At 59.9% G+C, this 21567-nt stretch carries 18 protein-coding genes; 5 read left to right on the top strand and 13 right to left on the bottom strand.

All coding sequences use genetic code 11. The features are described 5' to 3' along the window. Nucleotides 1–2: 2 nt before the first annotated feature. Entirely contained in the window at nucleotides 3–623 is a 621-nt protein-coding gene (locus BZL43_RS07385) for an energy transducer TonB (protein WP_095631694.1), read from the bottom strand. 93 nt (nucleotides 624–716) lie between these two features. Between BZL43_RS07385 and BZL43_RS07380 the strand changes: the two genes are divergently transcribed. Next, nucleotides 717–1499 carry a class I SAM-dependent methyltransferase gene (locus BZL43_RS07380; protein WP_095631693.1) on the top strand — a complete coding sequence of 261 codons (783 nt, stop codon included), beginning with the start codon at nucleotides 717–719 and terminating at the stop codon, nucleotides 1497–1499. A 120-nt stretch (nucleotides 1500–1619) separates the two neighbouring features. On the opposite strand, the gene BZL43_RS07370 is transcribed toward BZL43_RS07380, so the two are convergent. Further along, entirely contained in the window at nucleotides 1620–2264 is a 645-nt protein-coding gene (locus tag BZL43_RS07370) for a TetR/AcrR family transcriptional regulator (RefSeq protein ID WP_095631691.1), read from the bottom strand. A 93-nt stretch (nucleotides 2265–2357) separates the two neighbouring features. Here BZL43_RS07370 and BZL43_RS07365 point away from each other — a divergent pair, with 93 nt between their 5' ends. Both BZL43_RS07365 and BZL43_RS07360 read left to right on the top strand, forming a co-directional pair. After that, nucleotides 2358–3458 (top strand): efflux RND transporter periplasmic adaptor subunit, encoded by a 1101-nt coding sequence (locus BZL43_RS07365; RefSeq protein WP_095631690.1) that lies wholly within the window; start codon nucleotides 2358–2360, stop codon nucleotides 3456–3458. Nucleotides 3459–3464: 6 nt separating this feature from the next. Beyond that, a complete protein-coding gene (locus tag BZL43_RS07360; RefSeq protein WP_095631689.1) occupies nucleotides 3465–6536 on the top strand; it encodes an efflux RND transporter permease subunit in 3072 nt (1023 codons plus the stop codon). Between the two features lie 631 nt (nucleotides 6537–7167). On the opposite strand, the gene BZL43_RS07355 is transcribed toward BZL43_RS07360, so the two are convergent. Continuing rightward, nucleotides 7168–7857: a DUF4197 domain-containing protein gene (locus BZL43_RS07355; protein ID WP_095631688.1), complete on the bottom strand. Its 690-nt coding sequence runs from the start codon at nucleotides 7855–7857 to the stop codon at nucleotides 7168–7170. Nucleotides 7858–7922: 65 nt separating this feature from the next. Beyond that, nucleotides 7923–10427 carry a glycerol-3-phosphate 1-O-acyltransferase PlsB gene (gene plsB, locus BZL43_RS07350; RefSeq protein WP_095631687.1) on the bottom strand — a complete coding sequence of 835 codons (2505 nt, stop codon included), beginning with the start codon at nucleotides 10425–10427 and terminating at the stop codon, nucleotides 7923–7925. A 163-nt stretch (nucleotides 10428–10590) separates the two neighbouring features. Between plsB and BZL43_RS07345 the strand changes: the two genes are divergently transcribed. After that, the gene (locus BZL43_RS07345) at nucleotides 10591–10800 is read left to right on the top strand and encodes a cold-shock protein (RefSeq protein WP_007964248.1); all 210 of its coding nucleotides are present in this window, start codon (nucleotides 10591–10593) and stop codon (nucleotides 10798–10800) included. Nucleotides 10801–10916: 116 nt separating this feature from the next. Here BZL43_RS07345 and BZL43_RS07340 read toward each other — a convergent pair whose 3' ends face one another. The 4 genes from BZL43_RS07340 to BZL43_RS07325 form a co-directional block, all read right to left on the bottom strand. Then, complete coding sequence (locus tag BZL43_RS07340; protein ID WP_095631686.1) at nucleotides 10917–11294, bottom strand: hypothetical protein; 378 nt, start codon at nucleotides 11292–11294, stop codon at nucleotides 10917–10919. Nucleotides 11295–11369: 75 nt separating this feature from the next. Beyond that, nucleotides 11370–12179, bottom strand: a complete 810-nt coding sequence (locus BZL43_RS07335) for a putative RNA methyltransferase (RefSeq protein WP_095631685.1) — start codon at nucleotides 12177–12179, stop codon at nucleotides 11370–11372. Beyond that, entirely contained in the window at nucleotides 12179–13330 is a 1152-nt protein-coding gene (gene dapE, locus BZL43_RS07330; protein WP_095631684.1) for a succinyl-diaminopimelate desuccinylase, read from the bottom strand. Before dapE ends, BZL43_RS07335 begins: the two co-directional genes overlap by 1 nt. 197 nt (nucleotides 13331–13527) lie before the next feature. Continuing rightward, nucleotides 13528–16119: a glycosyltransferase gene (locus BZL43_RS07325; RefSeq protein ID WP_095631683.1), complete on the bottom strand. Its 2592-nt coding sequence runs from the start codon at nucleotides 16117–16119 to the stop codon at nucleotides 13528–13530. 288 nt (nucleotides 16120–16407) lie between these two features. Between BZL43_RS07325 and tcdA the strand changes: the two genes are divergently transcribed. Continuing rightward, on the top strand, nucleotides 16408–17217 hold the full coding sequence (gene tcdA / locus BZL43_RS07320) for a tRNA cyclic N6-threonylcarbamoyladenosine(37) synthase TcdA (protein WP_371916203.1): 810 nt from the start codon (nucleotides 16408–16410) through the stop codon (nucleotides 17215–17217). A 37-nt stretch (nucleotides 17218–17254) separates the two neighbouring features. Here tcdA and BZL43_RS07315 read toward each other — a convergent pair whose 3' ends face one another. From BZL43_RS07315 to BZL43_RS07295, 5 genes are all read right to left on the bottom strand, one after another. Continuing rightward, nucleotides 17255–17659: a SufE family protein gene (locus BZL43_RS07315; RefSeq protein ID WP_095631681.1), complete on the bottom strand. Its 405-nt coding sequence runs from the start codon at nucleotides 17657–17659 to the stop codon at nucleotides 17255–17257. Continuing rightward, the gene (locus BZL43_RS07310) at nucleotides 17656–18861 is read right to left on the bottom strand and encodes an aminotransferase class V-fold PLP-dependent enzyme (RefSeq protein ID WP_095631680.1); all 1206 of its coding nucleotides are present in this window, start codon (nucleotides 18859–18861) and stop codon (nucleotides 17656–17658) included. Before BZL43_RS07310 ends, BZL43_RS07315 begins: the two co-directional genes overlap by 4 nt. Nucleotides 18862–19030: 169 nt before the next feature. Beyond that, nucleotides 19031–20065: a 2,3,4,5-tetrahydropyridine-2,6-dicarboxylate N-succinyltransferase gene (gene dapD, locus BZL43_RS07305; protein ID WP_095631679.1), complete on the bottom strand. Its 1035-nt coding sequence runs from the start codon at nucleotides 20063–20065 to the stop codon at nucleotides 19031–19033. Between the two features lie 33 nt (nucleotides 20066–20098). Further along, complete coding sequence (locus tag BZL43_RS07300; RefSeq protein WP_240056381.1) at nucleotides 20099–20407, bottom strand: arsenate reductase; 309 nt, start codon at nucleotides 20405–20407, stop codon at nucleotides 20099–20101. A gap of 414 nt (nucleotides 20408–20821) precedes the next feature. Then, entirely contained in the window at nucleotides 20822–21547 is a 726-nt protein-coding gene (locus BZL43_RS07295) for a M12 family metallopeptidase (protein WP_095631742.1), read from the bottom strand. Nucleotides 21548–21567: the final 20 nt, after the last annotated feature.

Here is a 21567-nt window from a genome sequence, read left to right as displayed (position 1 = left end):
GGTCAGGCGGCGATGCGCAGGTTCTGCAGAACGATCGGGCGTGCCCAGCCGTTATCGAAATCCAGTTGTTTCTGTTGTTCCACCAGCTCTTCGGGCGAGAACGGCGGGAACGGTTTGTCCAGCAGCTCAAGTTCGAACTCGGCGATCGGCAAGTGAAGCGGGCGCGGTTGCGGTGCGGCGCCTGGCTGTGGCAACGCTTGGCCGGCGGTGAGCACGATAGGGCGTACCCAGCCGCTGTCGAAGTCCTGCTGTTTCTGTTGCGCGACGATTTCTTCCGGCGGGAATGGCGGGAAGGGTTTGTCGGCCAGGTCCATTTCGAATTCGGCAATCGGCAGAAACAGCGGCTCTGGCGGGCGAACGGGTGTTTCGATCACATCACATTCGCGCTGGGAAATGATGTGCGCCAGCAACTCACTGCCAACGGTCGGTTCGACCGGGCTGTCGAGATCCACCGGCGGAAAGTTGAGAGACTCCGGCACGACATCGCCCGACTGATCGGCCAGCGCCTGGGCAAAAAAATCCTGCCATAGGTGACTGACGCCGCTCAGTGCTTGGGAGTTTCGCAGGCCAAAATCGCCGTGGGGCGAGATATAACCTATCGATGTGCGTTGAATGTCTGACATTTCTCTCGGTCGACGCTCAGCTCTGGCAAAATGCTCGATAGTTTGGTTATCGGCCATTTTTGCCGATCATTAATTTTTTGAGCGTGTTTTCCCATGATTGAGCAACCTGCGGCCTGCCGCATCCATGTCGAGGCCTTGGGCACGACCTTTCAGCCACAGGCCGAGCAATGGGCCGAGCGCCTGGGGTTGCCGTTGCAGGTGGATGATGGCGAGTTCGCCTTGCAGGTGGGCGAGCAGGGGTTGCAGCTGCAACAACTGGGGCCCGATGCTCCGGGACCGGTTCGGGTGGATTTTGTCGAAGGCGGCGCGGCTCATCGTCGGTTGTACGGCGGCGGCAGCGGTCAGATGATCGCCAAAGCGGTCGGCATCGCCCAAGGCGTGCGCCCGCGTGTGCTGGACGCAACGGCAGGGTTGGGCAAGGACGCGTTCGTGCTGGCCAGCTTGGGCTGTGAGATGAGCCTGATCGAGCGCCAGCCGCTGATCGGCGCATTGCTTGAAGATGGCCTGGCGCGCGGCGCGGAAGATTTCGACGTGGCGCCGATCGTGGCGCGGATGCGTTTGCTCAAGGGCAATTCGATCGAGGTGATGCGCAACTGGGAAGGCGAGCCACCGCAGGTGATCTACCTCGATCCGATGTTCCCCCATCGCGAGAAAACGGCGTTGGTGAAGAAGGAAATGCGCCTGTTCCGGCCGCTGGTCGGCGATGACCCGGATGCGCCGGCATTGCTCGAAGCGGCGTTGGCCCTGGCCAGCCACCGGGTGGTGGTCAAGCGCCCGCGCAAGGCGCCGTGCATCGAGGGGCCGAAACCGAGCCATGCGCTGGATGGCAAATCCAGCCGATACGACATTTATCCGAAGAAAGCGCTCAAACCCTGATTCGATACTGATCGTTCCCACGCTCTGCGTGGGAATGTCTCAATGGACGCTCTGCGTCCGCTTCGAAAGGGACGCGGAGCGTCCCGGGCTGCATTCCCACGCACAGCGTGGGAACGATCATCAGGCCGACTGCGGCCGATAAGCCCGCATAAACAACCCCACCACGTCCTGCACATGGGCTTCGGCCGCATCCCCGGTCACCGGCTCGCCGCAGCCATACAGCAACCGGAAATTGCCCGCGCCCTTGAGCAGGCAAAAGAAATGCTCGGCGGCATTGCGCGGTTTATCGATACTCAATGCACCGCTCTGATTGACCTTGTTCAGCAACCCCTCCATTCCGTGGAGCACGCGTTCTGGCCCGGCCTGGAAGAAAATCAGCGAGAGCTTCGGGTCCTGGCTACCCAGCGTCATCATCAGCCGATGCAGGTTCACCGATTCATCGCTGTTGATCAGCTGATGAAAGCCGCGTGCGATGTTCAGCAGCACGGTTTCCACCGCAATGCCCTCCGGCAATTCGAAGAAAAGTGGCGGCAATTGCTCTTCGCACTTGGCCATCACTGCGGCGGAGAACAGCGTTTCCTTGTCGTTGAAATGGCTGTAGACCGTCAGCTTCGACACGCCGGCCTCGGCCGCCACGGCATCCATGCTGGTGTTCGCATAGCCCTTGCTCAGAAACAGGATTTTCGCCGCATCGAGGATGGCCTGGCGCTTGGCCAGATCTTTGGGACGGCCCGGACCGCTGGAGGTTGAAAGATTGTCAGACATTCTTCGCTTTAATACTGGACTGGTGAGTTTGCTATTAATAACATACTGGTCAGTATAATTATTCAAAGCACTATTAGCGAAAGGTCCTTCACCATGTTCCGCTATGCCCTGCCCCTCGCATTGCCGGTCAGCCTGGCTTTTTTATTGTCTGCGTGTGGCCATGAAGAGACGCCTCAAGTCACTGTCCGTCCGGCCATGGTCGTTCAGCCAGAGCCTTCGGCCCAGGCCATGGAAAGTTATCCCGGTGAAGTCCGTGCGCGCTATGAGCCAGATCTGGCCTTCCGCATTGGCGGCAAAGTCAGCCGACGACTGGTCGAGGAAGGCCAGCGGGTCAAGGCCGACCAGCCTCTGGCGGAACTCGATCCTCAGGATGTGCGCCTGCAACTGGAAGCCACCCGCGCCCAGGTCGCCGCCGCCGAAGCCAATCTGAACCTGGTGCGCGCCGAGCGCGATCGCTACAAGACCCTGATGGAGCGGCAAATGGTCAGCCGTTCGCAGTACGACAATGCGGAAAACCTCTACCGCTCCGGTGAAGCACGTCTCAAGCAAATCAAAGCCGAATTCAACGTATCGACCAACCAGGCCAGTTACGCGGTGCTGCGTGCACCGCAGGATGGCGTGGTGGCCAAGCGAGCGGTTGAAGTCGGGCAAGTGGTGGCGGCCGGGCAAACGGTGTTTACCCTTGCCACCGACGGCGAACGCGAAGTGTTGATCAGCCTGCCGGAGCAGAGTTTTGGTCGCTTCAAGGTCGGCCAGCCGGTCTCGGTGGAACTCTGGACCCAACCCGATCAACGTTTCCCGGGACGCATTCGTGAGTTGTCGCCGGCCGCCGATCCGAAATCCCGCACCTTTGCCGCCCGTATCGCTTTTTCCGCCGGCAAGGTTCCCGCCGAACTGGGCCAGAGCGCCCGGGTGTTCATCCAGACCGCCGATGTGGTGTCGTTGTCAGTGCCGCTGTCGGCAGTCACGGCGGAAAACGGGGCCACTTATGTATGGGTGGTCGGCGCCAACAACACCTTGAAAAAAGCCCCGGTGCGGGTCGGTGCATTCGGCGAGAAAACCGTGCCGGTGCTTGAAGGCCTGAACGCCAGCGACTGGGTGGTGGCGGCCGGGGTTCATGTGCTTCACGACGGGCAGCAAGTACGCCCGGTGGATCGCTCCAATCGCGTGGTCAATCTGGCGCACAAGGAGTAATCCCCGATGGGTTTCAATCTTTCCGAATGGGCGCTGCGCAACCGCCAGATCGTACTGTTCCTGATGCTTTTGCTGGCCCTCGTCGGCGCGTTGTCCTACACCAAGCTGGGCCAAAGCGAAGACCCGCCGTTCACCTTCAAGGCCATGGTGATTCGCACCAACTGGCCGGGAGCTACGGCGGAGGAAGTGTCGCGCCAGGTGACCGAGCGTATTGAAAAGAAACTGATGGAAACCGGCGAGTACGACCGGATCGCTTCGTTCTCCCGCCCGGGCGAGTCCCAGGTCACGTTCATTGCTCGAGATTCGATGCACTCGGTGGAGATCCCGGAGCTCTGGTATCAGGCTCGCAAAAAGATCAGCGACATTCGCCACACGTTGCCGCCGGGCATCCAGGGGCCTTTCTTCAATGATGAGTTCGGCACCACCTTCGGCAATATCTACGCCCTGACCGGCGAAGGTTTTGATTACGCGGTGCTCAAGGACTACGCCGACCGCGTCCAGATTCAGCTGCAACGGGTCAAGGATGTGGGCAAGGTCGACTTGCTCGGGCTGCAGGACGAAAAGATCTGGATCGAGCTCTCCAACGTCAAACTGGCCACCCTCGGATTGCCGTTGGCGACGGTGCAGCAGGCGCTTGAAGAGCAGAACGCGATGTCCAACGCAGGTTTCTTCGAAACCACCAGCGAGCGTTTGCAGCTACGGGTTTCGGGGAATTTTCAGACGGTCGACGAGATCAGCAACTTCCCGATCCGCGTCGGTGATCGCACGTTCCGCATCGGCGATGTGGCGAACGTTCGTCGTGGCTTCAACGATCCACCGGCGCCGCGCATGCGCTTCATGGCTGAAGACGCCATCGGCCTGGCGGTGGCCATGAAGAGCGGTGGCGACATTCTGATTCTGGGCAAGGCGCTGGAAGCCGAATTCGCCCGGATCCAGAAGAATCTTCCGGCCGGCATGCAACTGCGCAAGGTCTCCGATCAACCGGCCGCGGTGAAAACCGGTGTCGGCGAGTTTGTTCAGGTGCTGGTGGAGGCGCTGGCGATTGTATTGCTGGTGAGCTTCTTCTCCCTCGGTGTGCGCACCGGCATGGTGGTGGCGCTGGCGATTCCGCTGGTGTTGGCGATGACCTTCGCCTGCATGTATTACCTTGGCATCGGCTTGCACAAGATTTCCCTGGGCGCGCTGGTGCTGGCGCTGGGATTGCTGGTGGACGACGCGATCATCGCCGTGGAAATGATGGCGATCAAAATGGAGCAGGGCTTCGACCGGGTCAAAGCCGCCAGCTACGCCTGGACCAGCACTGCGTTCCCGATGCTCACCGGGACGTTGATCACCGCTGCCGGTTTCCTGCCGATTGCCACTGCGCAATCGGGCACCGGTGAATACACCCGCTCGATCTTCCAGGTGGTGACCATCGCGCTGGTGGCGTCGTGGGTTGCCGCCGTGGTCTTTGTGCCTTATCTGGGGGAAAAACTCCTGCCGGACCTGGCGAAAATTCACGCCGCCAAACATGGCACCGGCGACGGTCAACCCGACCCTTATGGCACGCCGTTCTATCAGCGCGTCAGGCGGCTGGTGGAGTGGTGCGTGCGTCGGCGCAAAACGGTGATCATGCTGACGGTCTTGATGTTCGTCGCCTCACTGATGTTGTTCCGTTTCGTGCCGCAACAGTTCTTCCCGGCTTCGGGGCGGCTGGAGTTGATGGTCGATCTGAAACTGGCCGAAGGGGCGTCTTTGAGCAACACCGCCGAAGAGGTCAAACGCCTCGAAAACCTGCTCAAGGATCAGCCCGGGATCGACAATTACGTGGCTTACGTCGGCACCGGTTCGCCGCGTTTCTACCTGCCGCTGGATCAGCAACTTCCGGCGGCGAGCTTTGCGCAATTTGTCGTGCTGGCCAAAACCATCGAAGACCGCGAAACCCTGCGCACCTGGTTGATTGGAACCCTCAATGAACAATTCCCGGCCCTGCGCACGCGGGTCACGCGGCTGGAGAATGGCCCGCCTGTTGGTTATCCGGTGCAGTTCCGGGTCACCGGTGAGCACATCGAGGAAGTCCGCGCATTGGCCCGTAAAGTCGCGGCCAAGGTTCGTGAGAATCCTCACGTGGTCAACGTGCATCTGGACTGGGAAGAGCCGAGCAAAGTCGTTTACCTGAACGTCGACCAGGACCGCGCGCGAGCGCTGGGTGTGAGCACGGCGAACCTCTCGGCTTTCCTGCGCAGCTCGCTGACCGGTGCCAGCGTCAGCCAGTACCGCGAAGACAACGAGTTGATCGAGATCTTGCTGCGCGGCACGGTACATGAGCGCACCGAACTGGCGTTGCTGCCAAGCCTGGCCGTGCCGACCGACAATGGTCGCAGCGTGGCGCTGTCGCAGATCGCGACGCTGGAATACGGCTTCGAGGAAGGCATCATCTGGCACCGTAACCGCCTGCCCAACGTGACGGTTCGCGCCGACATCTACGGCAAGGAACAACCGGTGACACTGGTGCAGCAAATCATGCCGACCCTGGATCCGATTCGCGCCGAACTGCCGGACGGCTATTTGCTGGACGTCGGCGGTACGGTGGAAGACTCGGCCCGTGGGCAGAGCTCGGTGAATGCTGGGGTGCCGTTGTTCATTGTGGTGGTGCTGACGTTGCTGATGCTGCAACTGCGCAGTTTCTCACGCACGGTGATGGTGTTTCTGACGGCGCCACTGGGGCTGATCGGTGTGACCCTTTTTCTGCTGGTGTTCCGTCAACCGTTTGGTTTTGTGGCAATGCTCGGGACCATCGCCTTGTCAGGGATGATCATGCGTAACTCAGTGATTCTGGTGGATCAGATCGAGCAGGACATCGCTGCCGGGCTTAAGCCTTGGCAAGCGATTATCGAGGCGACAGTGCGGCGGTTCCGACCGATTGTGCTGACGGCGTTGGCGGCGGTGCTGGCGATGATTCCATTGTCACGCAGTGTGTTTTTCGGGCCGATGGCGGTGGCGATCATGGGCGGGCTGATTGTGGCGACGGCGTTGACGTTGCTGTTTTTGCCGGCGTTGTATGCGGCTTGGTTCAGGGTCCGTAAAGAGTCTGTGTGATTGTTTGGTCTTGGCGGCCTTCGGGCCGACCATGCTCTTGGTTGGTGGGGTACATATACGTTGCTGCGGTAACGGCGGCCAGATGAACACCAGCGCTCAGCCTCCCGAAAGGGCGGGTGGATCAAGATCAAAAGCCAGATCAAAAGCTGCAGGCGAGCTAACGCTCGGCCTGTTGAGTGGTGAGGGGCGGGTGTACGCCGATGGCTTTTTGTAGGAGCGAGGCTTGCCCGCGAAGGCGGCCTGACAGCCAACCAATCTCTCGCGGGTGTACACAACCCCACGTAGGAGCTGCCGAAGGCTGCGATCTTTTGATCTTGGCGGCCTGACAACCAACCAATACTTCGCAGATCCACACGGTTCAATTGTGGGAGCGAGCCTGCTCGCGATGTGGCGTCCTGAAAGTCGACGATGTTTATTGGGCAATCAAATCATCAGAACCTTCCCACCTGATTTTCAGGTTGTCCGTCGGAAGTGCGCCCTCTAGCCTTTGTCGCTGCAAAAAGCAGCGACCGGGTTTCGCAGCCCGGTAAATCGCGTGCTGGATAATCTGGATCCGCAACAGTAGCGCAAAAAAAGCCCGCTGAACCTTCAAAGGTCAGCGGGCTTTTCGTGATGAGTTGCACTTGGAAAATTACAACGTACCAAACACCTTCTTCGCCAAACTGGTCGCCGCCGCCGCAGGGTTTTGGCGAATGGTTTCTTCCTGCTTGCCAATCATCTCGAACAAACCGTTCAACGCCTGCTCGGTGACGTAGCCTTCGATATTGGCGTTTTTCGCATCCAGCACGCCCAGAGTCGCCGCTTGCCCGGCGAACGAGTTGTATTGCTGGGCCAGGCCGACCTGGTCGGTAGCCTGTTTGACGATTGGCAGGAATTTGATGCGGATCTGCTCGCGGCTGGTTTTGCTCAGGTATTGAGTCGCCGAGTCCTTGCCGCCGCCGAGAATCCCCTTGGCATCCTCCACGGTCATCTTCTTCACCGCATCCACCAGAATCGGTTGAGCCTGTGTCACGGCCGCTTCAGCCGCTTTGTTCATGCTGATTTCCAGTTGATCGACCTGATCGCCCATGCCGAACTGTTTCATTTTCTTGGCGACCTTGCCCAGCTTGCCCGGCAGCTCGATTTTCACCTCCGGGTTGTTGCTGAAGCCACCAGGTGCGCCAAGTTGTTTAACGGCCAGTTGCGCGCCTTGAGTCAGGGCGTCCTTGAGGCCGCCGGTGGCGTCTTGTTGCGACAGGTCATTGAGCGACAGGGCCAGGGCGTTGGCGCAGATCATCAAACCTGCGCACAGGCTGGTGAAGCGAAGAGTAGGGCGGAGCATGGCGGCTTCCTTGTTCGGATTTTCAGTGGCTGCGGCGCCAGAAGAAGCCTGGCGCCTGTAGGAATTTAGACGGTCTGCACTGGAGCGGCGACTTGATCGGCTGCATCTTCATTGCGATGCAGCGCCACCTGACGGATCGACAAGCGAATCTCCGCCGGCAATACCCGTTTGGCCGCGCCTTCAGCCAGTTCGCCGAGCAGTTTGTGATAGCTCAGCTTGCCGGCTTCGTCGCGGCGCAGCACGTCCAGGTCCAGCATTGTCTGGATGAAGTGACGGAACAGGCTCTTGTCGAAGAATTCCGGGGCGTTCAGGCCATGGAGGATCGACAGGCGCTGGGCCATGACCGTGCACAGGTCTTCGAGTTCTTCGGCGCTGATGCTGTTCTGACCGCTGTTGAGCAGCAAGGAAACGGTCATGTAGAAGCGCTGCAAGGTCTGGGCGATGCTTTTTGATAACAGAGTCAGCAGCACGAAATGCCGTGAGCTCGGTGCCGGACGCAGGTACACGTCGTTCTCGAAACGCAGCACGCCTTGCTCGACGAAGGCTTCGAGCCATTGATCGACCACGCCATCGAGTTCGTCCAGCGACCAGCGAATGAACAGCTCCGATTGCAGGTACGGATACAGCGCGCGGGTGTAGCGCAGGATCTGCTCGCGGCTCATGCGCGAGGTGCTCTGGAAGAAACTTGCCAGCAACGACGGCAACGCGAAGATGTGCAAAACGTTGTTGCGGTAGTAGGTCATCAGGACGGCGTTCTGTTCGTCCAGGTACAGAATCTTGCCCAGCGCATCGCTCTGCTCGGACAGCAGGTCCATGTCCTTCACGTGCTCGATCAACGCCCGGCCGTCACCGTCCGGCAGGGTGGTGTGCGAGGAATAAGGCACCTTGCGCAACAGCGCCAGATACAGATCGAGTACCCGCGCCATGGCGCGATCGTCCAGGGCCAGACGGCTGGTGGACAGCAACGCCAGTGCCACCAGATTCACCGGGTTGATCGCCGCCGCTTCATTCAAATGCTGGGCGACTTTCTCGCCGAGGCGGTTGGTGGTTTCGTTGAGCCAGGCCGGTTTGAACTGCGGACCGAGTTCCTGTTGGCGCCAGTCTGGCTGTTCGCTGTCGAGGAATTCCGCCAGTTTGATCGGCTCGCCGAAGTTGACTGCGACCTGACCGAAGCGTTGTTTGAGCGCGCCGATGACTTTGAAAATGTCGAAGATCGATTCTTTCTTTTTGCTCGCGCCACGCAATTCGCCGAGGTAGGTGCGGCCTTCCAGCACGCGCTCATAGCCGATGTACACCGGCACGAAGACGATCGGCATGCGTGACGAACGCAGGAAGCTGCGCAGAGTGATCGCGAGCATTCCGGTTTTCGGTTGCAGCATGCGCCCGGTGCGCGAACGGCCGCCCTCGACGAAGTACTCGACCGGGAAACCCTTGGTGAACAAGGTATGCAGGTACTCGTTGAATACCGAGGTGTAGAGCGGGTTGCCCTTGAAGGTGCGGCGCATGAAGAACGCGCCGCCACGCCGTAGCAGGCTACCGATCACCGGCATATTGAGGTTGATCCCGGCAGCAATGTGCGGCGGGGTCAGGCCGTTGCGAAATAGAAGATAAGAGAGCAGCAAATAGTCGATGTGGCTGCGGTGGCACGGCACGTAGATCACTTCGTGACCTTGGGCGACCTTTTGCACACCTTCGAGGTGGTTGACCTTGATGCCGTCGTAGATCTTGTTCCAGAACCAGCTCAGCACCACTTCCAGAAAACGGATCGCGGTGTAGGTATAGTCCGAGGCGATCTCGTTGCCATAACGCAAGGCCTGGGCCTTGGCTTTTTCCGGCGAGATGTTTTCGCGCTCGGCTTCGTCGAGGATCGCCTGTTTGACCGAGGGCTGATTGAGCAGGCCCTTGACCAGGTTACGGCGATGGGAAATGTCCGGGCCGATCACCGCGGCTTTCAGGTTGCGAAAATGCACCCGCAGAATCCGCTGGGCCATGCGCACGGTGCGCTCGTAGCCTTTGTTGTGCTCGATCAATTCGCGCAAATGAATCGGCGCCGAGAACTGCACCCGGGTCTTGCGCCCCAGCACGATGATGCTCAGCAGTCGACGCAAACGCCCGGTGACCGCCCAGCTGTCGGCGAACAACAGTTTCCACGGGCTCGATTCGCTGTCCGGCGACTGGCCCCAGAACACGCTGACCGGAATGATCTGCGCGTCTTCGGCGGCGTTCTGGCTCAGGGCGCTGACCAGGCGGGTCAGGGTCGGTGGCGCGCCGCGTTTGTCCTGGCGGCCAAGCCAGTCCGGGTCCGGCGTCAGGTAAAAGAATGCAGCGGGTTCTATCAACGCGCCCACCGATACTGGCAACACCGGGCGGGGCAGGCCGGCCTTGCTGCATTCGGTATCGACCACGGCGAGGTCGGTCAGTGAAGGATTTTGCAGGACATAGAACACCGGCCGGCTGCGGTCGAGGTTAAGGGTGAACGACGACTGGTTGATCGTCTCCGAGCGAACCCAGAGGTACAGCAATCGGCGCAGGGTACCAAACACAAGACGGCGGAGCGGGGAACGGGTCATACGGCTTCTGCGTGAGTGGACAAAACCAAGCAATTGCTTGGGCGACCGATAGTGTGCCGTATTCGTCGAAAATCGGCAAAAAAGCAGCTAAGTAAAGTTGAGTTGAGAGTTTTGACGACTGTCATATACTCGGCCGTTCAAAATAAAAACAAGGGGTACTGAAATGGCTACGCGCGAAACCGGCAATGTGAAGTGGTTCAACGACGCCAAGGGTTATGGCTTCATTCAGCGCGAGGACGGGGTGGACGTGTTCGTGCACTACCGCGCGATCCGCGGCGAAGGGCATCGCTCGCTGACTGAAGGTCAGCAGGTTGAGTATGCGGTGGTGACCGGGGAGAAGGGCTTGCAGGCTGAAGACGTTGTAGGCCTCTGAAGATCGTTCCCACGCTCTGCGTGGGAATGCAGCCCGGGACGCTCCGCGTCCCATCAAAAGCCGAACGCGGAGCGTCCGTTGAGGCATTCCCACGCAGAGCGCGGGAACGATCAATGTCAGGCGGTTTTCCAGGTGATCTCTTCTTCACCATCGGCGCTGATGCGTATCCAGCGATCGGCCGTTTCTTCGCCTTCTTCCTCGACCCAGCTGCCCGGTGCGCAACGCACTTCGACGTTCAGCGCGGCAAAGGCTGCGCGGGCGCAGGCGATGTCGTCTTCCCATGGGGTCTGGTCGCTTTCCAGGTACAGGCTATTCCATTTGCCGACGGCTTTGGGCAGCCAGGTGACCGGCACGTTGCCGGCCTTGCACTTGTAGGTCTGACCTTTCTGAACCCAGTCGGTGCACGGCCCTAAAGCGGCGCCGAGCCAGGCGGCGATGGCCTTGTGGTCGACGTCGGCGTCTTTCAGGTAAATCTCGATATCGGGTTGGCGCATGGATGTCCTCATTGCGGTCTTGAAAAATCCATTCGCGGATTTAGCCGGCCTCAAGCTGTTGCTCGGGACCAAAAATTATTGAAGTACGAAGTAATCGTAGCGCATCGAAACAGTGACCTCGAACGGCTCGGCCTGTTCGATAACCGCCGCCCGGCGTTCGGCGCTGGCGCGCCAGCCGTGGGGTGTCATGGCCAACAGGTTCGCCCGATCCTGACCACTGATCAACGTCAGTTTGAATTCCAGGATTTCGCTGTGCTGCAGCGCCATGCCTTGCGGCACCAACGCTAAATGCTTGTCATCGGTGTACTCGCGCACTTCGTCGTACAGCCGTTCGCGCAGTTCCATCAGATGGCCGCTGGTCGGCCCGACTTTCATCAGCCCGCCACCGGGGCTGAGCAGGCGTTTGGCTTCTTGCCAGTCCAGCGGGCTGAACACGCTGGCGAGAAACTGGCAGCTGCGTGAGGCCAGCGGCACCCGCGCCATGCTGGCGATCAACCAGGTCAGGGCAGGGTTGCGTTTGCAGGCGCGTTTGACCGCTTCCCGGGAAATGTCCAGCGCATAGCCGTCGGCATTGGGCAACGCTTCGGCGATTTGCGCGGTGTAGTAACCCTCGCCACAACCGATGTCCAGCCAGCGCTGGGGCGCGTATTGCGCGGCCAGTTCGGCCAGACGCTTGGCCACTGGCGCGTAATGGCCGGCGTTCAAGAAGTCGCGACGGGCTTCGACCATCGCCAGGTTATCCCCAGGGTCGCGGCTGTTTTTATGCTGCACCGGCAACAGGTTCAGGTACCCCTGCCGCGCACGGTCGAAACGATGCCCGGCGGGGCAAGCCACGCCGTTGTCCACCGCGTTCAGCGGTTCGCTGCAGATCGGACACGCAAGCATCAGGCGAGCAACTTGATCAGGGTCTGGTAGTAGATTTCGGTCAGTACATCGAGATCGGCCGCCAGCACGCGCTCATTGACCTGGTGGATCGTCGCGTTGACCGGGCCCAGTTCGACAACCTGTGTGCCCATGGTCGCGATGAAGCGCCCGTCGGAAGTGCCGCCGCTGGTGGACGCCTCGGTCTCGCGACCGGTGATGTCTTTGATGCTCGCCGATACCGCGTCGAGCAGGGCGCCCGGTTCGGTGAGGAACGGCAGGCCGGACAGCGCCCAGTCGATGTGCCAGTCCAGGCCATGCTTGTCGAGAATATCGGCGACGCGCTTTTGAAGGCCTTCGACAGTGGATTCGGTAGAGAAGCGGAAGTTGAACACCGCCACCAGATCACCCGGGATCACGTTGGTCGCGCCGGTGCCGGAATTGACGTTGGAAATCTGGAAACTGGTCGGCGGGAAGAAATCGTTACCGTGGTCCCAGTGCTCGGCGGCCAGTTCGGCCAGCGCCGGGGCGGCGAGGTGGATCGGGTTCTTCGCCAGGTGCGGATACGCCACGTGACCCTGCACACCGCGCACGGTCAATTTGGCGCCGAGGGAGCCGCGACGGCCATTCTTGACCACGTCACCCACCAGGGTCGTGCTCGACGGTTCGCCGACGATGCACCAGTCCAGACGTTCCTTACGGGCGGCGAGGCGTTCGATCACAGCTTTGGTGCCGTGATGCGCCGGGCCTTCTTCATCGCTGGTGATCAGGAACGCGACCTTGCCTTTGTGGTCCGGGTAATCGGCGACGAAACGCTCGGCTGCCACGGTCATGGAAGCCAGGCTGCCTTTCATGTCCGCCGCGCCACGGCCACAGAGCATGCCGTGTTCGTCGATCACCGCGTTGAACGGATCGATCTGCCAGGCGGTGACCGGACCGGTCGGAACCACGTCGGTGTGGCCGGCGAAGCACAGCACCGGGCCTTCGTGTTTACCGTGAGTGGCCCAGAAGTTATCCACCTCTTCGATGCGCATCGGTTCGAGTTTGAAGCCGGCATCGCCCAGGCGCTGCATCATCTGCTTCTGGCAATCGGCGTCGACCGGCGTCACGGACGGACGGCGGATCAGATCGATTGCGAGTTGGAGGGTCGGCGAAAGGTCGGCGTGGGCCGTCATGGAAAACTCCGGAGCTTTTATTTGCAGGAGCGAGGCTTGCCCGCGAAGAACGCGACTCGGTACAACAGATACACATCATCATCGTTCTTCGCGGGCAAGCCTCGCTCCTACAGGGATTGGGGCAAGGCCTGCAAAATGGCGGTTATCTTAAAGCAAAACGGCGGCCATTGGCCGCCGTTTAGTGCATCTGTACTGATTTAGACAGCCGGTGCGGTCGCGGCTTGGGCCGAAGGTTTTGGCAGCGACGACAGGAACGCCATGATCAGCGCCGCCAGGTACGGCAGCGACTGCACCAGCAACATGGTTACCCAGAAGCGCATGTCGTTGCTCGGCAGGCCCTGCACCAGGAAGATCCCCAGCGCCGCGCCCCACAGCAGCAGCATGATGAACACCTCTTCGCGAGCCTCCGAAATCGCTACCCAAAAGCCGTGGTTATCGGCGTTTTTCGGCGTGCGGAAAAACGGAATGCTGCTGGTGAAGAAACCGTACAGCACCGCTTTGGCGATGGTGTGCGACAACGCAAGGCCTGCCAATGCCGCACAGAATGCATCCTTGAGGTTGACCCCAACGGCACGGCGATACAGGAAGATGATCTTGCCGACCTTGAACACGAACAGCGCCAACGGCGGGATCGCGAAAATCAACAACGGCGGATCGACCCGTTGCGGCACGATGATCATCGCCGCCGACCACAACAATGCGCCGACGGTGAAGAAGATGTTCATGCCGTCCGCCACCCACGGCAACCAGCCCGCGAGGAAGTGGTAACGCTGGCCACGGGTCAGTTCGGTGTCTTTGCCGCGCAGCAGGCTGGCGGTGTGACGCTTGATGATCTGAATCGCGCCGTAGGCCCAGCGGAAACGCTGTTTTTTGAAGTCGATGAAGGTATCGGGCATCAGGCCTTTGCCGTAGCTGTCGTGGTAATACGCCGCCGACAGACCTTTTTCGAACACGCGCAGACCCAACTCGGCGTCTTCACAGATGCACCAGTCGGCCCAGCCCAGTTCCTCGAGCACCGAGCGCCGGGTCATGGTCATGGTGCCGTGCTGGATGATCGCGTCACGGTCGTTGCGTGTGACCATGCCAATGTGGAAGAAGCCTTTGTATTCGGCGTAGCAGAGCTTCTTGAAAGTGCTTTCGTTCTGGTCGCGATAATCCTGTGGCGACTGCACCACGGCGATTTTCGGGTCGGCGAAGTGCGGCACCATGTGCTTGAGCCAGTACGGGTCGACGCAGTAGTCCGAGTCGATCACCGCAATCACTTCGGCATCTTTGGCGGTGTGCGGAATCAAGTAGTTCAGCGCGCCGCCCTTGAAACCGGCCAATGGCGCCACGTGGAAGAACTTGAAGCGCGGGCCGAGGGTTTCGCAATAATCGCGCACCGGTTCCCAGACCGCCGGGTCTTTGGTGTTGTTATCGATGATCAGGACTTCGAAGTCCGGATAGTCGAGGTTGGCCAGGGCGTTGAGGGTCTGTTTGACCATCTCCGGCGGCTCGTTGTAGCACGGTACGTGAATCGACACTTTTGGCCGATAGCCTGAATCGCCCACCACCGGCAGGAATTCACGCCGACGTTTGTGGGTCCAGACCGCTTCGGCCAGTTCATGGGCCTCGGTCAACAGAACGATAAACACCCCGAGTGCGCCGAGAGCGAGCAGGAACCCCACCGTCAGACTGAACCAGGTGCTGTATTGCTGACTGTAGTCATAGCCGATCCATACCAGCACCGAACCGCACAGGAACGCGATAAAGGTCAGAAAGGTGCGGCCACGTTGACGCAGAGCCGAGCCATCGATCATCAGCAGGGTCAACGACAGCAACGCCAACACTACCGAGCCGATAGCCAGCACGCGCCATTGCGGGATCGCAACGACCGGGCCTTCGAAGTTGAATTTCTGCTGGCGTGCGGCGTTGAACACGCCCCAGTACGCGCCCACCGAACCTTCGTCACTGGCTTTCCACGGTTGGTCAAACGCTTCGATCACGAAGTAGTTGAAACCTTGGCGGTTGAGCTTGTTGACCAGCGTGCGCAGGTAAATCGCCTGATCCGCCGGCGACGCATCGGCGCCACCGCGCATGCGGCCGTTGCTCGGCCAGCCAACCTCAGAGAGCAGCAGCGGTTTTTTCGGGAACATTTTTTTCAGGTCACGGGCGCGGTCGAGAACGAATTGACCGGCCTTGTCCACCGGAACGAATTCCCAGTAGGGCAGGACGTGAGCCGCGATCAGGTCGACGTGCTTGGCCAGGCTCGGGTTTTCTTCCCATATGTGCCACTGTTCGGAGGTGGTGACCGGAACCTTTACGGCCGCGCGGACGCGATCCAGGATCAGGCTCAGCTCTGCTGCAGTGATTTCCTTACGGAAGATCGCCTCGTTACCGACAATCACGCGAACCACGCTGCGCGAGGTGTTGGCGATTTCGATGGCGCGGGTGATCTCGCGCTCATTGCGCTCTTCATCCGGGCTGATCCAGATCCCCAGGGTCACCCGCAGGCCGAATTCTTCCGCCAGTTTGGGAATGTTCTCCAGCGTGCCGTCGACCGAGTAAGTCCGGATGTTGTCCGTCAGCTTGCTCATGATCTCCAGGTCACGACGCATTTCATCGTCGGTCGGGTACTGGGCTTTTTGCGGGTACTGGCCTTGTTGAAACGGCGAGTACGAAAAGCCGGAGATCTGTTCAGGCCAGTTGGGGGCGGTGACGGGGCGATTGACCAGCGCCCAGAAACCGGTGAACAAGGCGGCGATTGCAAGAACCACGACCAGGTTGAGTCCAAATTTACGCGATGACATAGCTATTTCAGGTTCCAGGGGCTACTGAACGAAGGAACGGTCGGCGGCCGGCTGCCAAGGGGCGGGGGCGCGCATCCTACACCGGGCGTTCACTGACCGTACAGCGGACAGGGAAATGCCGGACGTTGGGCAATCCAAGTTGACTTAAGTTCTTTGACCGGGGCGCTATAGCCCAATTCCAATAAATTTGTAGGCAATTCAGGCAATCAAGACCGCCGTTTATAGGCCCGAAGATGTTCTTGGCCGCCGACGGCCCTATAATGCGCGCCGGTTTTTGGGGTAATGGTCATGAGTACAGAAGATCCGCGGTTTGCTGGCATCGCCCGCTTGTATGGCATCGAAGGCCTGGAGCGTCTGCGCGCGGCCCATGTGGCGATCGTCGGCGTCGGTGGCGTCGGCTCCTGGGCGGCGGAAGCTGTTGCCCGCTGTGGCGTGGGCGAGATTTCGCTGTTCGACCTGGACGACGTTTGCGTCAGCAACGTCAACCGTCAACTGCATGCGCTGGACAGCACCGTCGGCAAACCCAAGGTCGAGGTGATGGCCGAGCGCTTGCGCGGGATCAACCCGGACTGCACGGTGCATACGGTGGCGGACTTCGTCACCCGCGAAACCATGGCCGAATACATCACGCCGAACATCGACTGCGTGATTGACTGCATCGACAGCGTCAACGCCAAAGCGGCACTGATCGCCTGGTGCAAGCGACGCAAGATCCAGATCATCACCACCGGCGGCGCGGGCGGGCAGATCGACCCGACGCTGATCCAGGTCTGCGACTTGAACCGCACGTTCAACGATCCGCTGGCGTCGAAAGTGCGCTCGACGCTGCGCCGCGATTACGGCTTTTCCCGCACCGTAACCCGTCATTACAGCGTGCCGTGCGTGTTTTCCACCGAGCAACTGCGCTACCCGAAACCGGACGGCAGCATTTGCTTGCAGAAGAGTTTTGTCGGTGATGGCGTGAAGCTCGACTGCGCCGGGGGCTTTGGCGCGGTGATGATGGTGACGGCGACATTCGGCATGGTCGCGGCGACCAAGGCTGTGGATAAGATTGTGGCGGGTGTACGGCGCCCCGCCGATCGCATCAAGCCTGCCTGATACTGATCGTTCCCACGCAGAGCGTGGGAATGATCGGTCAGGCGGCCAGTTCACGCATCCGCTGTAACACGGCATTCAAGCCATTACTGCGGGACTGGGACAACTGGCGACCCAGCCCTAACTGATTAAACCAGTCCGCCAAATCCACCTGCTGCAACTCAACGGCGGACAACCCGTTGACCCGCGCCAGCAGCAATGCCACCAACCCGCGAATCAACCGCGCATCGCTGCTCGCGGCAAACTGCCAGTGCCCGTCATCCAGCGCACCGACCAGCCACACCTGACTTTCACAGCCATGCACGCGGTTGGCCTCGACTTTATCCGCATCGCTCAACGGCGGCAGGCGGTCGCCCCATTGCATCAGCAAGCGCGCCCGCTGTTCCCAACCTGCAGCCTGCTGAAAAGTATCCAGTGCGAGGACGGCATCGGCGGGCAAGGTCATCGCAACAACTCCAGGGCCTGATCCAGCGCTGCAAAAAAGCGCTCAAGGTCTTCGGAGTCGTTGTACAACGCCAACGACACCCGAATCGCTCCGGCCAGTTCAAAGCTTTTGAGCAGCGGCATGGCGCAATGATGACCGGCGCGTACGGCGATTCCCTGTTCGGTCAGCAAATGCGCCAGATCGGAGTTATGCACACCCTCGACGACAAAACTGGCCAGTGCCAGTTGTGGCTTGCCCAGCAGACGAATGCCGTTGCGCGCCTCAAGGCCTTTGAGCAAATAGTCATGCAGCGCCGCTTCATGGGCAGAGACGGCGTCCTGATCCAGGCCGGCCAGATAATCCAGGGTTGCCCCCAGGCCTATTACGCTGGAAATCGGCGGCGTACCGGCCTCGAACCCCAGCGGTGCGGGACGAAAACGGGCATCGTGGTAGTTGGCATCCAGCACCATTTCGCCGCCGAACTGCCAGGGGCGCAGTTGCTCGAGCGCTGCATGACGACCGAACAGCGCACCCAGCCCATCCGGGCCGTAGAGCTTGTGGCTGGAAAACACATAGAAGTCGCAACCCAGCGCCTGCACGTCATGCCGGCCATGCACCACGCCTTGGGCGCCGTCGACCACGGTCATTGCGCTATGGGCCTTGGCCAGCTCCAGTAACGCGGGCAACGGCTGCCAGGCGCCGAGCACGTTGGACAACTGACTGACCGCCAGTAAACGGGTACGCGGGCCGATCAGGCGAGCGGCGGCTTGAAGGTCAATCAAACCGTCGGCATCCAGTGGCAGAATCACCAGTTTTAAATCGCGACGGTGGGCCAGTTGCTGCCATGGCAACAGGTTGGCGTGATGCTCCACAGCACTGATGACAATTTCATCGCCCGGATTGAATACGTGCTCCAGGCCATAGGCCAGCAGGTTCAGCGCGGACGTCGCGCCGTGGGTAAAAATGATCTGCCCGCAATCGCCGGCATTGAGCCATTGCGCGACTTTGCTGCGGCTGTCTTCGAAGGCCTGGGTGGCGTGGGCGCCGGGCAAGTGTTGCGCCCGGTGCACGTTGGCCGCGCCGTTGGCGTAGTAATGCGCCAGGGCATCCAGCAGGGCTTGAGGTTTCTGCGTAGTGGCGGCGTTGTCCAGATAAGTCTGGTCTTGCCGTTGCAGGGCAGCGATGGCCGGGAAATCACCGCGCCAGGGAGAGGGAATCAGCATGTTATCGGGCCCTGGTGAACATGGGCGGATGGAACGCCTGACCTGATGGTCGGGTCTACGCCAGACCTGTGTAGGAGCGAAGCTTGCTCGCGAAGGCGTCATTACTGGCGCCAAAAGCTTCGCGGGCAAGCCTCGCTCTACAAGTTCAGGTGGTTATTTGACGCTCTGTTTAGTTGTGAGCGTGCAGCGCTTCGTTCAGTTCGATAGCCGATTTGTGGGTTTTGCACTCCACCGCGCCGGTCTCCGAGTTGCGGCGGAACAGCAGGTCAGGCTGACCGGCCAATTCGCGGGCCTTAACGACTTTGACCAGTTTGTTGTGCTCATCCAGCAATGCCACTTTAGTACCGGCGGTCACGTACAGGCCCGATTCAACGGTGTTGCGGTCGCCCAACGGGATACCGATACCGGCGTTGGCGCCAATCAGGCAACCTTCGCCAACCTTGATCACGATGTTGCCGCCACCCGACAGGGTGCCCATGGTCGAGCAACCGCCGCCCAGATCCGAACCCTTGCCGACAAACACGCCCGCCGATACACGACCTTCGATCATGCCCGGGCCTTCGGTGCCGGCGTTGAAGTTGACGAAACCTTCGTGCATCACTGTGGTGCCTTCGCCCACGTAAGCGCCCAGACGAATACGTGCCGCATCAGCGATACGCACACCGGCCGGTACCACGTAGTCGGTCATTTTCGGGAACTTGTCCACCGAGAACACTTCCAGCAACTCGCCGCGCAGACGGGCTTCCAGTTGATGCTCGGCCAGTTCGGCCAGGTCGATCGCGCCCTGGCTGGTCCAGGCCACGTTCGGCAGCAGCGGGAAGATCCCGGCCAGGTTCAGGCCGTGCGGCTTGACCAGGCGATGGGACAGCAAGTGCAGCTTGAGGTAAGCCTCAGGCGTGGAAGTCAGCTGAGCGTCTTCGGCCAAAATAGTGGCGACCAGCGGCTTGTGGCTCTCGGCCAGACGGGTCAGCAGTGCCGCTTGTGCAGCGTCGATGCTTTTCAGCGCTTCGGCCAGTTGGGACGCCTGAGCGGTGCTGAAGGCGATGGCCTGATTGCCGTCGGTGTAGCCCAGGACCGGCGCAATGGCAGCGACCAGTTCGGCCGACGGGTTGAGCAGTGGCTGTGCGTAAAACACTTCCAGCCATGCGCCTTGACGGTTTTGAGTGCCGACACCAAAGGCCAGGCTGAACAGGGTAGTAGACATGTTGATACCTCTAACAAAATGGAACGGGCTGCTTTACTTGAGTGCGGCCGCGTAGATATCTGGCTTGAAGCCAATCAGGGTTCGGTCACCGAGATCAAGCACCGGGCGCTTGATCATCGAGGGTTGCGCGAGCATCAGTTCGATGGCCTTGCGCTGGTCGAGATCGGCTTTGCGTTCGTCGTCGAGCTTGCGAAAGGTCGTGCCTGCACGGTTCAACACGACTTGCCAGCCGTGCTCGTCGCACCATTGGCTCAGGTGTTCACGATCGATTCCGGCCGTTTTGTAATCATGAAAGTCATAGCTGACTGCGTGTTCATCGAGCCAGGTGCGCGCCTTTTTCATGGTGTCGCAGGCTTTGATGCCGAAAAGGTGCAACGTTTTGCTTGAAACGGTCAAGGAATTGCCCCCTTTGCAGGTGCTGAAAATTAAGGTGACGGATTATGCCATGACCGGACGGTTTCGCGTCGGCTGTGGTCGGGTTTGTCTGTAGCTCATGGCGATCAGCGATTGCAGGCGGCATCGGTGGTCTGGGTAAAGGCCGAGGCGCTGGCATTTCAGATGGACTGGCTGGAGCGGCGCCTGCGGTTGAAGGCGCTGCGGGCGCAGCGCCAGGAGTGGTATGACCTCAGCCGTCATCACAGATTGGGTGATGACGGCTTGCGAAAACAGGATTTGAATGAGGCCTTTCGGGTGAATGGCGACGGCACCAGGCAGTGTTCAGCCTGTGCGTTCGCCGGAGTCAGCGTCGTTCGGTCATTATTTTGGGTAGGCTTTGCGCATGACTCGCCTGTCCAGCATGCTGATTCTGGTGTTGATGCCCACTTCCCAATCCTCTGTCGTCAGCTCGTTCGGGATTGGGTAGTGCATGATCGAATCCTTGTCATAACGGCCCCAAAGATGGTCGCTGCCACCAAGCGGCGTCAGGACGTTAAGGTCCGTGTCTTCCTCGGTCCACCCATAGTGGGTGTTATAAAATTCGTAAACCTTGGGTTTGTCCCAGGGAATGTTGGCTTTTGGATGCTGTTGCTCGTGCAGCAGACCCAACGCATGACCGAACTCATGCAGTACGGTTGCTTCGAATTCCGGGTGGTCCATTTCAATATTCAAATTCAGCGTCGGTTGATGTTGTTCATATAACAACGCATCAGTCCCTACTGCGGAATTGTTTGTTGCGCTGGATGTTGAAATCCTGATCTCGCTTTCGCCTTGGTCAATGAATTCGAACTGCAAATTCACGGAAGGTAGCCATTGCTTGATCAAACTTTCGATGGCAAGCCTTTTCGTTGGAGTTGGCGAATCCACGAACGCGATTCTTAACGTGCGGCCATTACCCCAGAATTTGCTCCAGGTGCCAATGGCACGTTTGGAACGTCGGCCTGTGGAAGAACGTTGGGCGTTGTTGGGGTTTTCCAGGATGGCTGCGTCATAAGAGGCGAGTTCATCAATTGGGCGGATCATTTTACATGGAGTATAAATAGTCATCATTGGTTTGCTTAAATGTG

Source organism: Pseudomonas sp. PICF141, assembly GCF_002286815.1.
In the GTDB taxonomy this organism is placed as follows: domain Bacteria; phylum Pseudomonadota; class Gammaproteobacteria; order Pseudomonadales; family Pseudomonadaceae; genus Aquipseudomonas.
The sequence above is the reverse complement of the archived record's forward strand: the minus strand, read 5'-3'. Positions and strand labels throughout refer to the sequence as shown.

Coding starts and splice junctions, on each gene's coding strand:
- BZL43_RS07370 (WP_095631691.1), bottom strand. CDS start 2,264: ATGTCTGACAATCTTTCAACCTCCAGCGGTCCGGGCCGTCCCAAAGAT.
- dapD (WP_095631679.1), bottom strand. CDS start 20,065: ATGTCTACTACCCTGTTCAGCCTGGCCTTTGGTGTCGGCACTCAAAAC.
- BZL43_RS07325 (WP_095631683.1), bottom strand. CDS start 16,119: ATGTCATCGCGTAAATTTGGACTCAACCTGGTCGTGGTTCTTGCAATC.
- BZL43_RS07295 (WP_095631742.1), bottom strand. CDS start 21,547: ATGACTATTTATACTCCATGTAAAATGATCCGCCCAATTGATGAACTC.
- BZL43_RS07360 (WP_095631689.1), top strand. CDS start 3,465: ATGGGTTTCAATCTTTCCGAATGGGCGCTGCGCAACCGCCAGATCGTA.
- BZL43_RS07335 (WP_095631685.1), bottom strand. CDS start 12,179: ATGCTTGCGTGTCCGATCTGCAGCGAACCGCTGAACGCGGTGGACAAC.
- BZL43_RS07345 (WP_007964248.1), top strand. CDS start 10,591: ATGGCTACGCGCGAAACCGGCAATGTGAAGTGGTTCAACGACGCCAAG.
- BZL43_RS07385 (WP_095631694.1), bottom strand. CDS start 623: ATGTCAGACATTCAACGCACATCGATAGGTTATATCTCGCCCCACGGC.
- dapE (WP_095631684.1), bottom strand. CDS start 13,330: ATGACGGCCCACGCCGACCTTTCGCCGACCCTCCAACTCGCAATCGAT.
- BZL43_RS07300 (WP_240056381.1), bottom strand. CDS start 20,407: ATGAAAAAGGCGCGCACCTGGCTCGATGAACACGCAGTCAGCTATGAC.
- BZL43_RS07340 (WP_095631686.1), bottom strand. CDS start 11,294: ATGCGCCAACCCGATATCGAGATTTACCTGAAAGACGCCGACGTCGAC.
- BZL43_RS07310 (WP_095631680.1), bottom strand. CDS start 18,861: ATGCTGATTCCCTCTCCCTGGCGCGGTGATTTCCCGGCCATCGCTGCC.
- BZL43_RS07315 (WP_095631681.1), bottom strand. CDS start 17,659: ATGACCTTGCCCGCCGATGCCGTCCTCGCACTGGATACTTTTCAGCAG.
- plsB (WP_095631687.1), bottom strand. CDS start 10,427: ATGACCCGTTCCCCGCTCCGCCGTCTTGTGTTTGGTACCCTGCGCCGA.
- BZL43_RS07355 (WP_095631688.1), bottom strand. CDS start 7,857: ATGCTCCGCCCTACTCTTCGCTTCACCAGCCTGTGCGCAGGTTTGATG.
- tcdA (WP_371916203.1), top strand. CDS start 16,408: ATGAGTACAGAAGATCCGCGGTTTGCTGGCATCGCCCGCTTGTATGGC.
- BZL43_RS07365 (WP_095631690.1), top strand. CDS start 2,358: ATGTTCCGCTATGCCCTGCCCCTCGCATTGCCGGTCAGCCTGGCTTTT.
- BZL43_RS07380 (WP_095631693.1), top strand. CDS start 717: ATGATTGAGCAACCTGCGGCCTGCCGCATCCATGTCGAGGCCTTGGGC.